Source organism: Edaphobacter acidisoli, from assembly GCF_014642855.1.
GTDB lineage: Bacteria > Acidobacteriota > Terriglobia > Terriglobales > Acidobacteriaceae > Edaphobacter > Edaphobacter acidisoli.
Map to the genome: position 1 here is coordinate 2685750 of NZ_BMJB01000001.1, position 14206 is coordinate 2699955.

Here is a 14206-nt window from a genome sequence, read left to right on the forward strand (position 1 = left end):
GCAATGTTTACCAATTCGTCTCATTTCGCGGAAGGGACTGAGCGATTTCAGCAGTATCTGCTTCCCGATGAATCCATTCTCTGGACTGGCCGCCCACTTACACGGATTGTCTTTCACAAATCAGATTGGTATGCAATTCCGTTCAGCCTGTTGTGGGGAGGCTTTGCAATCTTCTGGGAATATGGTGTCGCAACCGACCCTCAGCAAGGCGATCAAAGCGTACTGACTCCCAGCCATACGCATTTTCATTTCGACAACTTCATGCTCTTGTTTGGAATTCCTTTTGTTCTTGCGGGACTATATATAATTTTTGGGCGATTCTTTTATACGGCATGGAAAAAAGGTCGCACTTTCTACGCTGTCACGAACAAACGAGTTCTCGTTCTCAATACTGCGCCCAACCGCAAACTTGTCGATGCCTTTTTTCCCGCGCTTACTTCAGTCTCTCTTGCCACTCGCTCGGATGGAGCGGGAACAGTTGAGTTTGCGCCCGAGACTGATTCAATGAGCTGGTTTGGAAGGGGCAGACGCAATAATATCCAGATGGATATCGACCTGGGTCGCCTCGTCTTCTATGACGTGGACAACGTCCGTGACGTTTACCAATTGATTCAGGCGCAACGTGCGCGCTATAGCAGTGCGGGTGACACTGTCTACAGGCCGAGGTAGGTTTTGTATTGTGATTCGACGACGCCGGTGTTGCGGGCCAGCATCAGCTTGGAGACGTTGTACTGGTAGAGGGTCGAGATCAGTTGCGTCTGGGCCTGGGCGAGCGCGGCCTGGGCGCGCACGACGGCGAGGTTATCGTCTACGCCTGCGGTGAAGCGCTGCGAGGCCTGGTCGAGCTCTTCGCTGGCGAGATCGACGTTGCTGCGTGCGACTTTGACGAGCTGCGCGGAGGAGTCCACGTCGAGCATTGCCGTGCGGATCTGCTCTTCGATGGTGATTCGCAGCGAAGCGATCTGTTCGCGCAGGGCATCGGTTTGCGCACCGGCAACTTCATTCTCACCGCGTAACTGGCCCTCTTCGAAGATGGGGACGCTGAGCTTGCCCTGGGCGGAGAAATCGCCGTGGTACATACCGGTGGTTTCGCCGATGACACCGTAATGGCCGTTAAACGAGAGCGATGGAAGACGCTCGAATTTGACGGCTTTGCCAGCGCGCTCGGCTACTTCTAACTGCGCTTCGAGGCTGAGCAGGTCTTTGCGGCGCGAGTAGGCGATGCGCTTTGCCTCATCCAGTGGAAGCTCGGAGAACTCGTTATAAGGCGCCTTGTCGGTAAGGGTCAGCTCCTGATCGGCGGGGATGCCCATCATGCGGTTGAGCGCGATCTTGTCTTTGCTGAAGGTGTCCTGAGCACTGATAAGGACTTGCTGCTCGGTCTGCAACTGCACACGGGCGCGGAGCACGTCGAGGTTGGTGCCGACCCCGTGGTTGTGGGAGTCGTCCGCCTGCTGGAAAGCAACCTCGTCGGCTTTGACGAGCGCCTGCGCGTTCTCGATCTCGGAAGCATCGGCCAGCGCGAGCAGATATTGTGAGGCGACATCGATGGTTACGGCGCCTTCCTGGTTCAGCTCTGTCATGCTGGCGACGCGATCGGCCTTCTGGGCGGCGCGGTAGAGATAGTAGGCAGGCACGTTGAACAACTGCTGGTTCATGTCCAGCTCGGCCGAGGTCGTCGAGACCTTAACGATGGTCTTGAACTGGCTTGGCGAGATGCCGAAGCTCTCAAGCGACGTTGGCTTGAAGCCCATTGCGGCGAGGTTGATCTCCTGCGTGCCGGTACTTGCTTTTGCCGTGAGGCTGGGCAGCAGATTGTTGGCGACGGTGAGGACTTCGCCGTGCACGAGGTGCTGGTTCTGGCGCGCGAGGTTGAGCTGGAGGTTGTGCTTGAGGCCGAGCTCGACGGCATCGTCGAGACTGAGCGGCATGGGCTGGCCTGTGCCCTGCTCGACTACGACATCGCCTGCAAGCTTGAGGGGGGCAACATGGGGCGTGGGAGCCGAGGGCAGGCTGGATGTGCTTGGAGCAGGACTCTGCGCTGCACTCTGCGCGGGACTCTGGCAAAGGGCAGTCGTCGCCGCAAGGCAGGCGAGCGCGAGCGCTCCCACGGTTGAAAATCCTGATCGTCTCTCTGACATTGCTATAAATTAGAGTGCCATGCACCCCTCAAGGTTGCGAAATTCGTTTTGAATGGAGGCTGGATGGTTTCGCCTCATCTTCACCCTCGTGGTCCGCGTCGGCTAGAATACAAATTACAAGCCTATGCGTCTTACGAAAATGACCCGCATTGTCCTCGCTGCTCTCCTGCTGCTTGCCATTCCCGGCGTTCCGGCCTTTGCCCAGAGCGCCGCGCCGCCAAACTCCGGCGACTCCTTCAAAGACACTTCGACGCTTCATGCTCCGGCTGGCGCGAGGGTTGCCGTGATCGAATATGAAGACCTCGAATGCCCGGCCTGCGCCCATGCATTCCCCATCGTTCAGCAGGCCATCGCGCACTACAACATTCCGTACATTCGCCATGACTTCCCTCTGCCGCAGCACATCTGGAGCTTCGACGCGGCGGTGACGGCGCGTTACATTCAGGACAAGATCAATCCGAAGTCGGCGGAGGATTTCCGCGGCGCGGTCTTTGCCAACCAGACGGCAATTGCCTCGAAGGAAGACCTTGAGAACTTTACGCGGAGTTATTTTCAAAAGCATGGCTGGCAGATGCCGTTTGTGATGGACCCGACGGGCCAGTTCAAGCGCGAGGTGATTACAGACCGGTCGCTGGGTGAGCGCGTCGGCTTGAGCCACACGCCTTCGATCTTCGTCGTCACGGCGCACCATTGGACACAGGTGACGGACGTAAGCCTGCTCTACCAGACCATCGATACTGCGTTGGCGGAAGCTCCGGCGGCCACGAAGACGGTGGCACGGAGAACACACCGGTAATTGTTCTTCTGGCTTGAAGGTGTTTCCCACATGAATAAGCCCCGGACATGTCCGGGGCTTTGTATTTTGCGACGATTCTTACCGCTTAGCGAATCTGGACCAACTCCTGCGCGCCGGAGCCGTGCGATGCGCCCGGGGTGACGTGCGAGGTCTGCGGGGCGCGCCAGTGGTCGATGTAGCTGACCTGGTGGACGCAGGAGATCGTGCAGCTTGGGGCACAGGTCTTCTCGGTGAGGAACTCGCGCTTCACGTCGGCGGTGGTGTAATCGGCCAGCGGAGTGGCGGGGTAGCCGCGCTGCTGGCTGCAGTAGTGCACCAGGCCGTTTTCGCAGATGTAGAGGTAGCGGCCTCCGGCGCGGCAGCGCCAGTCGTTGGTCTTGCCGTTGGCGATGGCTTCCTGGAAGTGGTTGAAGCGGGAGTAGCTGCGGCGGGTGAGCTGGCGCACCTTGTTCCAGACGGAGCGTTCGGCTGGGCCGAGCGGTTTTAGCTGGCCGCTGCCATCGTGAATGATGCCGATTGTGGAGCTGAAGCCAAGGCCCAGGGCGCGCTGGCTGATGGTGAGCGCGTCCTGCGGGTTGGCGATGCCTCCGCCGACGACGGAGTTGATGTTGACATGGAAGTCGGCGTGTTCGGCGAGCATTTGGAGCTTCTTGTCGAGGACTTTGAGGGACTTCTTCGAAACGTCGTCGGGCATGACGTTGTCGATGGAGATCTGCATGTGATCGAGGCCGGCCTTGTTGAGGCGCTCGATCCGTTCGGGCATCAGCAGATAGCCGTTGGTGATCATGCCAGCGATGGCTCCGGTGCGGCGGATGCGGGCGATGATCTGGTCGAGCTCAGGGTGCAGGAGCGGCTCGCCGCCCGAGATCGTGATGACGCTGGTGCCGAGGCGGCCGAGGTGGTCGATGCGGCGGAGCATCTCGTCGATGGGGACGGGCTCGGAGACGTCGTCGTACTCGTTGCAGTAGGCGCAGGCCAGGTTGCAGCGCCGCATGGGCACGATGTGCGCCATGTAGGGGTGACCGGTAGAGGCCAGCGCCGAGCCGATGGAGCCGAGTTCACGCAGCTTGCGCGTCGCGGCCTTCCAGCGGCGGCGGGGCGTCATAACGCGCCGGCCGGTTGAGGGAACGGTAAAGGACATGTCTTCTTGAGTATATCCTTTACCATTCGTCCACCCTTTGGTTTCAAAGGGCTAGTAAAGGTGAAAGGCCGACTGGGCAGGCTTTGTACCTCCCACCCATCGCGATGAAGCCGCGATGGATGGGACACCCGAGCGATTGTGGCTGATGAAACGCATGACTATAAGGCGTCTACGGTTGGTGGAGCTTGCGCCATTCTTCGACCCTTCGTCAGAAACACGGCGGCCAGAATCATCCAGATAAAGCCGAGGTAACGGTTGATGGGGATGAAGAAGTTTGCCGGATACGCAATGAGGCTGAACCAGGAGAGCTCACCGGCGATGGCAACGATCATTCCAAGGACGACGAGCCAGCGCGGAACGAGTTTCATGAAGTGACTTGTAATGGAGACACCTGCGGCCAACAGACCGAAGCCGACGGCATAGAAGACGCCGCCACAGAGGAAGTTGAAGTAGTCGATGGCCTTTACGACAGCCGCGGAACCGATAACGTCAGGCACGGAGAGTATCCAGCCCGCGATGCCGGAGAGAAATAATGCGATGGCGGCGGCGATGCCACCGAAGAGCGCGATGTTTGTTCCGGCTGCGCGGACTCCCATGTAGCGTAAGCGGCTGACCATCGTGACGGCGAAGAGTCCGAGGGGAACCGCGGAGCCGAAGAGGAAGAAGTTGCCGACGCGCACAGCCTGCGAGTTTTGCGTGAGGAAGTCGAGTATCTTCTCGACGGGTGAGAACGGGGTGACGAACGACGCTCCATGCCGGAGCGCCACTGACGCTACGATGCCTGCCGCGAAGACCACAATATGTGCCACGGCGAGCAGGATGAGCGAAGGACCACGGAAACGAGGAGTTGATTTCATAACAAAATCATTTATACTATAAATGAATTATTTGTGCAATCATTATTTTCACGATGGACCGCGACAGGATAGATGAACCACGACCGGCGTTTCTGCTCTCCCAGCTTGGGGCGCATGCCGCCTCGCAATTTGCTGAAAGACTCAAAGTTCTGGACCTCGCGCCACAGGATGCGGGCGTTTTGCGGCTGCTGCGCGTTGCAGCCGGATTGAGCCAGCAGGAGCTTGCCGGCAGGCTCAGGATTCATCCCAGCCGCCTGGTGGCAATTCTGGACAACCTTGGGAAACGTGGGCTGGTGGAGCGGAGGGCGAACCAGGAGGACCGGCGGCTGTATTCACTTTTCCTGACGAAGCGCGGCGAGGAGACCCTGGAGCGCATAGGCAAGGTGGCACAGGAGCATCAGGAGGCGTTGTTATCGGCGCTCAGCCGGGAAGAACGCGATACGCTTGCGACGCTTCTGCTGAAGGTTGCCGACCACCAGGGACTGGTTCGTGGCGTTCATCCGGGGTATCAGAGGATGGGAGCGACGAAGCGGCCGGGTGAACCTGTCAATACAAAGAGCCTGTAACCTGCCGGGAAGAAAAAATAACCTGCGATGCCGATGGCCTTTAGGCAAACGATTTAGTAGAGTGTTTTGAAACATCCTATTGGGACTTGGGGAGCTTACGTGGGGACCAGGCAGCATGGCATTGGGTTGAGCGGCGGAAGGGGTGTAGCGGTAGGGACGGTTCGGATGGTCCTTCGCCTGGCGGTGATGTGTCTGTTCGGGTTGGCAATCGCGGCGCCGCTTCAGGCGCAGGAGAACGGCAGCCAGGTGGTGTGGCGTGGCGTGCTCCATGATGCGAGCGGTGCGCCGATCGTGTCGGCGCGGATCGAGCTGAAGGGCAGTAAACAATCGGCGCGCGAGACGACCCGGAAGGATGGCAGCTTCCAGTTTCATCCCATGCCTGTGGGGCAGTATCGGCTGTTTGTCGAGGCGAACGGGAAGACGATGGAGAGCGCGCAGGCGCTCGATCTGGCTGCGTCGACACAGGCAGCAATGATTACAGTCTCGGGACGTGGCGAGATTACGGTGGCCGCGATGCAGGCTGCATCCGAGGCGGCGACCGGTGGAGAGCAACTGACCGGGCAGGCGGTGAGCTCGCTGCCGTTGAATAAGCGCGACTTCAGCTCGCTGCTGCTGCTGGCAGCGGGCACGATGACCGATGCCAACGGCGCGACGAACTTCACCGCCCAGTTTGCCATCAACGGTCAGCGCGGCGTGGAGGCGACATTTGCCATGGACGGCGCTGACATCAGCGATCCGGAGATGGGCGGCGCTACGTTCACCAACTTCAACGTGGATGCGGTACAGGAGATTCAATCGAGCTCGGGCTGGATGCCCGCGGAGATCGGGCGCGGCGCAGCGGGCTACACCAACATCATCACGCGCTCGGGTGCGAGCGGCTTTCATGGCTCGTTCTTTGAATTTGTGCGCAACTCAGCCTTCGACGCGCGCAACTACTTTGACCATCCGACGCTTGCTTATCCGGGCCGCATTCCACCGTTCCGCCGCAACGAGTTTGGATTTACCAATGGAGGTCCGGTCTATCTGCCGCATGTGTACGACGGGCGGAAGCGCACCTTCTACTTCGCGCAGTATCAGGGTTTCCGTCAGGTGCTGGGCACGACCCAGGTGATGCCTGTGCCGACCGCGCCGGAGCGCTCCGGCATCGACGTCGTTACATATCCCGATGGCTCGACCGACACGCTGAATGTGCCGGTGAATTCGAACATCGCCGCGATTCTGGCGCGGTATCCGATGCCGAACCTGCCGACTGGCGCGTATGGTGCGCGCACCTATGCAACCGCTTCCAAGGTGACGACGAATGCAAACCAGTTTTCGGTACGGATCGACCACGCCTTCACTCCGAAGGACCAGTTCTTTGCGCGCTTCAACTATGACAACCTGACGGGCCCGACAACCAATCCCGATCAGACCGCAGTCGATCCAGCATTTGGCGTCGAGTACTTCGACCGTCAACGCAACGTGATGGGTTCGTACACGCGCACGGTCTCGCCGCGTCTTGTGTTGCAGTCGCTGGTCAGCATTACGCGGACGACGCCGGGATTTCCCACCACAGATTACGCAGATCCGGCAGTGAAATTTGATGATGGACTCTTTGAGCCTTTCAACGGAGCAGGTGGCTCTGTGATGCAGGCCTACGGAAACCTCTTCGAGGGTCACCAGGACATTACCTACACCCGCGCGGGGCACGTGTTTAAGGCTGGATTTGAAGCTCGGCTGAACCGCGACACGACCTACTTTGGCACCAGTCCGAATGGCGAGTATGACTTCGGCGGCGGCACGGCTTATGCCACGGAGGCGATCACTTCGGCCAGCGGCAAACATGACGTGGCCGTGGGGCAACCTCTGCCAGATACACTGTCGGCGTTTCTTTCTGGAAGTGCCTTCAGCTATACCGTTGCGCTTGCGCCGCCGTACTCTTCGGGTGGGCAGCACATCGGTCCGGCCGCCATCAGTCGCGAAAACTACAACGCCTGGATACAGGACACATGGAAGGTGACTCCCACGTTTACACTCGACTACGGCCTGCGCTGGGAGTACTACACGCCGATTAAAGAACGCGCACACCGCACCGCTGCCTTCCGCACCATCGATGGAACGCAGCAGTACATCGTCAATCCGCAACCTGGCTATAGCACCACACTGAATGGCTGGGGGCCACGCGTGCAGGCGACGTGGCAGGCAAGCAGCAACCTGACGGCGCATGTGGGCGGAGCCATGACTGTGATTCCGCCAAACATTTGGCAGGACAACTTTCTGACCGGTTCGACGCCTTACGTGATCTATCCGCGCCAGGTAGCTTCGTCCACCGTGCCCATACCGTACGGTTTCCAGATCAACCCGCAGCAGCTGCCGCATGTATACACGCCAAGCGGCACGGATATCTTTGCCGCCGACAAGACGACGAGCGTACCCGCGAACACAATCATGGATGTGGACCGCTATGAAAAAGACCTGGCGGCGCTGACGGACAGCACAACGGTGAGCGCGCTGAATCTCTCCGGCATCGACGCAAAGTTTGGTGACGCGACGCTCTACACATGGACGCTCGGCGTGGAGCGCAAATTCGGCAACCTGACAGCCGACGCAAACTACGTCGGTACAGCGGCGGAGAAGTTGCCGCGTTACAGTTTTCCCAACGCGTATCCGGGTGCAAGTCCAGGCTTCGCACCGCACACGCAATTCGACAACGATGGCAATGTAACCGGCGGCTTTGGCGTGGAGAACGTGATCACCAGTGACGCGCACTCGAGCTACCATGCGCTGCAGACATCGCTTTCAGGCACGGTGCCGCACGGCGGCCCTGGAATGCAGGCCAGCTATACATGGAGCAAGTCGCTCGACACGACGAGCCTGGTGCTGGGGGGGACGGGTTCGACCGGCGCAACGGCGTCGGGCTTCTCGCAGAATCCCTTCGATACACATCCCGAGAAGGGGCCGTCGCTGTTTGACGTGACGCAGGGCTTCAGCCTGAGCCTGGCGCAAGACCTACACCTCGCACAGGCTCCGTTTCTTCGTGGAGCGAGCAAGACAGTCACTGATGGATGGGAGATGCTGAGTATCTCGAGCATTAGCTCTGGTGCGCCGTTCACCGTGTACTCCGGGGTGCAGCAGACTGGGTACGGATCCAATGGCGTGGACCGCCCGGACCAGATTGCCAAGCCGCAGCTCTCCACTGCGCGCAAGGTGCGCGAAGATTACTTCGGACAGGGCGCGAACAATGCCGCCGATTACTTCTCGATTCCGATTCACATTGCCGGAGGGTCGGGGCCAAACGAGGGGCGCTTTGGCACGCTGGGACGCAATACGTTTCGCGGGCCAGCTTACTACGACTTCGACTTTTCGTTTATCAAAGACACTCCGTTTGGCAGGCGCAAGAACAATACGGAGCTGACGGATTTGCAGTTCCGCGCCGAGTTCTTCAACCTCTTCAACATCGTGAACATGGGCTTGCCTGCAAACGTCCTTACTGGATCCGGCTTCGGCTTCATCAGCAAGACTGCAGGCACGTCACGGCAGATTCAGTTCTCGCTCAAACTCATCTATTGACGAGAGACTTCAGACAATTCGCCGCACGACCCACGCTGATTGCACTCAGCCAACGTGGTTTTCGAGCGTACCCAACCCATCGATGCTGATGCGGATGATGTCGCCGCTGCTCAGCGTAAAGTCGTCCTGGGGCACGATGCCGGTGCCGGTCATAAGATAAGCGCCGTGCGGAAAATCCAGTTCACGGAAGAGATAGGAGATCAGCTCCTCAGGCTCGCGCTTCAGCTCGGCCAGTGTAGTGCTGCCGCTGAATGCGATCTCTTTGCCACGTAAAATCTCCAATCGAATTGCGGTGGTTTTTGCGAGTGGGCTTTCGGCAAGTAGCACCGCGGGGCCGAGAGCGCAGCTTCCGTTGTAGACCTTTGCCTGCGGCAGATAGAGCGGATTCTCACCTTCGATGTCGCGCGAGCTCATGTCGTTGCCGATGGTGTAGCCGACAAGCTGTCCGCGAGCATTCATCACCAGCGCCAGTTCCGGTTCGGGCACTGACCACTTCGCATCATGCCTGATGCGAACCGTTCCGCCTGGCCCAACTGCTCGCCAGCCCGCGCATTTGAAGAACAGCTCTGGACGTTGCGCTGCGTAGACGCGATCGTAGAATGTTCCTCCGCCAGCGTCTTTGCTCTCTTCCATGCGCGCACTGCGGCTCCGATAGTAGGTCACTCCCGCTGCCCACACTTCCTGCCCGACGATTGGCGCAAGAGCCTTGTTCGTATCGAAAACGACGTCCTTTCCCTTTACCGCTGCGCGAACTGTATCAAGCAATTCATCGCTGCAAATTAAGTCGTCCCAGCTCGTGTTTGCGATTTGATAAAACCTGCCGTCCCGTTCAACAAAAATACCTTCAGCGCCACGGTAGAGCCTCACTGTTCACGCCTCCTGTTCTGCAATTTCACAACAATTGCGTCCACATCGTAGACGCAGCCTCCCCACACGCCTCCGCTAGCCTGAACCAGCGCAGCCCACAATCTTGTGTCGTCGGGCAGAGAAGGATGCGGCGCAAGATCGCCGCGCGGCTTTCTCGATGCGAGTCGGCGCCTGCCTTCATCCACGGAAAATCGTTCGCCCTCTTCGCCAATCAGGTCTACTGTGCCGTGCAGTGTGGCGCGGTCCACGACGATCTGAATCATGTCTCCATCAAGCACTCGCCCGATTGGCCCATCTGCCAGCGCCTCGGGCGATATATGTCCGATACATGCTCCGGTTGAGACTCCGCTGAAGCGCGCGTCCGTTAATACAGCGACGTGTTTGCAGAAGGGGAGGCTCTTCAAGGCAGAGGTGATCTGATAAACCTCCTGCATTCCAGCGCCTTTCGGGCCGCCGCAGATCAGGACGATAACATCGTTCTCTAAAATTTTTCCGCGCTTGATTGCGTCGATGGCCGCAGTTTCGGTTGTAAACACCCGCGCTGGTCCTATATGCCGATAGACATTCTTCTCGTCGATCAATGAGGGATCAATCGCCGTGCTCTTGATTACCGAGCCTTCCGGCGCAAGGTTTCCCGATGGAAAGCACACGGTCGAAGTAAGGCCGCGCGCCTTTGCACGATCGGGCGAAAGAATCACTTCGTCGGCGTCTACATGGTCCAGCTCCAGCAGTCGCTCTCTCATGCGAGTGCGACGTTCGCTCTGCAGCCACCAGTTGAGGTTCTCGTCGAGCGACTCGCCTGTCACGGTGCGCGCGGTGGTGTCGAGCAACCCGGCATCGCGCAGATGCAGCATCACCTCGGGAACGCCTCCGGCGAGAAAGACCTGCACGGTTGCAAAACCCTTCGGCCCATTCGGCAAGGCGTCCACCAGCCGCGGGACAAGACGATTCACCTCGGCCCAATCGTTCGCCGTTGGCCGCTTCAATCCTGCTGCGTGAGCGATGGCCGGGAGATGCAGCAGCAGGTTGGTCGATCCGCCAAACGCCGCATGAACCACCATCGCATTGCGGATTGCAGAGTCCGTGATGATGTCGCGTGTGCCGATGCCTAGTTGCACCATCCTCAGCATCGCACGCGCGGAGCGTGCTGCCGCATCGAGCCACACCGGCTGGCCTGAAGGTGCAAGCGCAGCATGCGGGAGCGAGAGGCCAAGCGCCTCGGCTACGACCTGCGACGATGCGGCTGTTCCCAGAAACTGGCATCCACCGCCGGGCGACGCGCAGGCCTTGCAGCCCACCTCTGCCGCATACTCCAGCGTGATCTGGTCCTGCGCGAAGCGTGCTCCGATTGTCTGGACTTTGCCTGCGTCTTCACCGTCGTCCGGCAGCAAAGTCACTCCGCCGGGCACCAGGATGCTCGGATACGCTCCTGACGAAGCGAGCGCCATCATCATTGCGGGCAGGCCTTTGTCGCAGGTCGCAATGCCGATGACTCCTTTGCGCGTCGGCAGCGAACGCATCAGCCGCCTGAGAACCATCGCGGCATCGTTGCGGTAAGGAAGCGAATCAAGCATTCCCTCCGTGCCTTGCGTGCGTCCATCGCATGGATCCGTGCATGCTCCTGCGAATGGGATCGCATGGCGGTCGCGCAACTCTCGCGCGGCCTCCGCGACAAGCAGCCCAACCTCCCAGTGCCCGGTGTGAAACCCGAGCGCTATCGGTGTGCCGTCCTGCGCACGTACACCTCCATGCGTACTCAGAATGAGAAATTCAGGATCAAGCAGGCGCGCAGGTTCCCAACCCATTCCGGCGTCCTGGCTCAGTCCGAACAGGTTGCCCGAAGGCTGGTTCAGCAGCATTGCCGGCGTCAGTGGCAGCGCGCCACTCGGGCCTGGTGCGTGAGTCTTTACCTCGCGAAAAATTGCGGCGTCGCTTTCGAGCACTTGCGCCGCTGCAATTTGGCCGATGCGACTGCCTCCGTTGGTCATGACTCATTCTCGCGCACTGCACCGTTTCTCTGATGGCCCTTCTCGTTCAACAGAAGCATGAGTATGGCAGAACAGACCAGCGCTCCGGCCATCAGCAGATAGCCCGCGCGTGCATTGCCCGTTGCCGCCTGGAGCCATCCCACGAAGTAGCTGCCGACAAATGCGCCGAGCGCCCCTGCGCTGTTGACGAAGGCAAGCACCTCTGCAGTTGCAGAGCGAGGAACACGCTCAGGGATAATTGCAAAAAACGGGCCATACGGCGCATACATGCAAGCACCCGCGATGATGAGCCCTGCAAACGCGATGGGAAAGCTAGAACTCGCCGATAGAAATGATCCATAAAGCGCAAGGCCGGCGATCAGCAGAAACGGCCACACCATCGTTTTGCGACGGAGCGTCTTGTCAGACCGATGCGCTGCAAACAGCATCAGCAGAATGCCCGCCAGGTAGGGAATTGCAGACAACAACCCTGTGGTGCCCATCGATAGATCTGCACCGCGCCGCACGATGGTCGGCAGCCAAAGTACGAATCCGTAGATACCGAGGCTCCAGCAGAAATAAACAATGGACAACAAAATGACGTCGCCACGCAGCAATGCTGTTCTGATTGCTTTTACTGGCGCGACCGCAAGCTGCTCTTCGTCAAGGCGGCCTTCAAGAAATTCTATGGCCTCCGGAGTCATCCACTTCGCCTGCTCCGGTCTGTCGCGCACTGTCACAATCCACGCCACAGCCCATAGCACTGCAGGCAGGCCCTCATAGATAAATGCCCGCTGCCAGCCAACGGCTTCGATCAGGTAGCCGGTCATCACCGACATCCAGAGCACCGTCACCGGGTTGGCGATGATCAGCAGGGTGTTGGCGCGAGAGCGCTCCGAGCGGGTAAACCAACGGGTCAGCAGCAGCAGCATGGCCGGGAAGATGCAGCTTTCGGCTACACCCAAGAAAAACCTGTCCAGCGCGAGCGCCCAGAAGATGCGGATGACGCCGGTCAGCGCGGCGAGCACTCCCCACACGCCCAACAATACAAAGATGAGGCGCACGGGACTACGCTTCCCCACCAGGATCGTGCCCGGAAGCTGAAAAGCGAAATAGCCGAGGAAGAACAGCGCGCCTAGCAGCGAGTTCTGTTTACCAGTGATGTGCAGCGTCGCTGCAAGACCAGCAGCCGCGCCCAACCCATAGTTCGCACGGTCTACATACGCGAGACTGTACGTGATGAAGACTGCGGGCAGCAGATACCACCAGCGCCGCCGCAGCACAGATGCGACAGCCGCGGAGACGTTCGTAAAACTCCGGCCTTCGGTGCTAAGAGATCCCGAATCCATCATGATTCTGCGTCATCGCGATTGTACGTTGGAAGTGGTCAAAGTCCGTACTACAAAGCTGAATAAGCAGCCCGTGCATCTGGCTACTTATGCCTGATCCCCGATAGAAGCGCCTGCTGGACTCGGCTGAAGCTGCGTCCGCGCAGCACCGCGGCAACGATCGTGCGGGTGGCGCGCGCATCGCTCAAGCGCACGTAACGACAGTCAGCGTTGCGGTCAATGGCCATTTCAGGAGCAAGCGAGACGCCTACGCCAGCCGCGACCATTCCAAAGAGGCTGCTGAATTGGTCGCTCTCAAACGCGATGCGAGGCTTAACCCGTGCGTGAACACAGGCCGCGATGCTGTGGTCACGGAAGCAATGTCCGTCACGCAGCATGACGAAAGACTCGCCACGAAGGTCCTTGAGCGCGAGCGATTTTGCTTCGGCGCGTGGATGCTCCTTGGGCAGCACGGCGAAGAGCGGTTCGGTGCGGAGAGGGAAAAACTCGAGGTCTTTGTGACGCAACGGTAGTGCAAGAATTGCGAGGTCAACCGACAGGTCTCGCAGGCTTTCAACCAGCACCGGCGTCGTCTCTTCGACAATCCGCAGCTTTGCCTCCGGATACTTCTTTGCAAAAGCTGCCGTGTAGCGTGGCATCAGATAAGGCGCAATGGTTGGGATAACGCCAACGGCCACGCTGCCGCGAACATCCGCCCACTTATCAGCCACGATGGACCGCGCCGCTTCAACCTGGTTCAGAATGGAGCGCGCGTGCGGCAAGAAGACACGGCCAGCCTCAGTGAGACGAACGCTGCGACCCAAGCGATCGAAGAGCTTCGCGCCAAGGTCTTCTTCAAGCTTGAGTACCTGTTGCGAGAGCGAGGGTTGGGCGACCTGGCAGCGTTCAGCGGCACGGCTGAAGCTGCCCGTTTCGGCGATAGCAGAGATGTAGCGTAGCTGATGGAGCTCCATAGGCAATAACTATACTAAGC

General features: G+C 59.3%; 11 protein-coding genes. 4 read left to right on the forward strand and 7 right to left on the reverse strand.

The window, feature by feature from the left end:
- Positions 1-3: 3 nt before the first annotated feature.
- Positions 4-669, forward strand: a complete 666-nt coding sequence (locus tag IEX36_RS10855) for a hypothetical protein (RefSeq protein ID WP_188759325.1) — start codon at positions 4-6, stop codon at positions 667-669.
- Here the strand turns inward: IEX36_RS10855 and IEX36_RS10860 are convergent.
- Positions 654-2111 carry a TolC family protein gene (locus IEX36_RS10860; RefSeq protein WP_229668877.1) on the reverse strand — a complete coding sequence of 486 codons (1458 nt, stop codon included), beginning with the start codon at positions 2109-2111 and terminating at the stop codon, positions 654-656. The two genes, IEX36_RS10855 and IEX36_RS10860, sit on opposite strands and share 16 nt — an antisense overlap.
- Positions 2112-2265: 154 nt before the next feature.
- On the opposite strand from IEX36_RS10860, the gene IEX36_RS10865 reads away from it, so the two are divergent.
- On the forward strand, positions 2266-2937 hold the full coding sequence (locus IEX36_RS10865; RefSeq protein WP_229668878.1) for a DsbA family protein: 672 nt from the start codon (positions 2266-2268) through the stop codon (positions 2935-2937).
- Positions 2938-3022: 85 nt separating this feature from the next.
- On the opposite strand, the gene IEX36_RS10870 is transcribed toward IEX36_RS10865, so the two are convergent.
- Both IEX36_RS10870 and IEX36_RS10875 read right to left on the reverse strand, forming a co-directional pair.
- Complete coding sequence (locus IEX36_RS10870; RefSeq protein ID WP_188759327.1) at positions 3023-4078, reverse strand: radical SAM protein; 1056 nt, start codon at positions 4076-4078, stop codon at positions 3023-3025.
- A gap of 158 nt (positions 4079-4236) precedes the next feature.
- Entirely contained in the window at positions 4237-4935 is a 699-nt protein-coding gene (locus IEX36_RS10875) for a hypothetical protein (protein ID WP_188759328.1), read from the reverse strand.
- Positions 4936-4988: 53 nt separating this feature from the next.
- Here IEX36_RS10875 and IEX36_RS10880 point away from each other — a divergent pair, with 53 nt between their 5' ends.
- Together IEX36_RS10880 and IEX36_RS10885 are read left to right on the forward strand one after the other, a co-directional pair.
- Positions 4989-5501, forward strand: a complete 513-nt coding sequence (locus tag IEX36_RS10880; protein ID WP_188759329.1) for a MarR family winged helix-turn-helix transcriptional regulator — start codon at positions 4989-4991, stop codon at positions 5499-5501.
- A 99-nt stretch (positions 5502-5600) separates the two neighbouring features.
- Entirely contained in the window at positions 5601-9050 is a 3450-nt protein-coding gene (locus IEX36_RS10885; RefSeq protein ID WP_229668879.1) for a TonB-dependent receptor, read from the forward strand.
- A 45-nt stretch (positions 9051-9095) separates the two neighbouring features.
- Here the strand turns inward: IEX36_RS10885 and IEX36_RS10890 are convergent, their stop codons facing one another.
- The 4 genes from IEX36_RS10890 to IEX36_RS10905 form a co-directional block, all read right to left on the reverse strand.
- Complete coding sequence (locus tag IEX36_RS10890; protein ID WP_229668880.1) at positions 9096-9815, reverse strand: fumarylacetoacetate hydrolase family protein; 720 nt, start codon at positions 9813-9815, stop codon at positions 9096-9098.
- A 98-nt stretch (positions 9816-9913) separates the two neighbouring features.
- Positions 9914-11905, reverse strand: a complete 1992-nt coding sequence (locus IEX36_RS10895) for a YjhG/YagF family D-xylonate dehydratase (RefSeq protein WP_188759331.1) — start codon at positions 11903-11905, stop codon at positions 9914-9916.
- The gene (locus IEX36_RS10900) at positions 11902-13233 is read right to left on the reverse strand and encodes an MFS transporter (protein ID WP_188759959.1); all 1332 of its coding nucleotides are present in this window, start codon (positions 13231-13233) and stop codon (positions 11902-11904) included. The genes IEX36_RS10895 and IEX36_RS10900 overlap by 4 nt, the downstream gene beginning before the upstream one ends.
- Before the next feature lie 83 nt (positions 13234-13316).
- A complete protein-coding gene (locus tag IEX36_RS10905; RefSeq protein ID WP_188759332.1) occupies positions 13317-14186 on the reverse strand; it encodes a LysR family transcriptional regulator in 870 nt (289 codons plus the stop codon).
- Positions 14187-14206 lie beyond the last annotated feature (20 nt).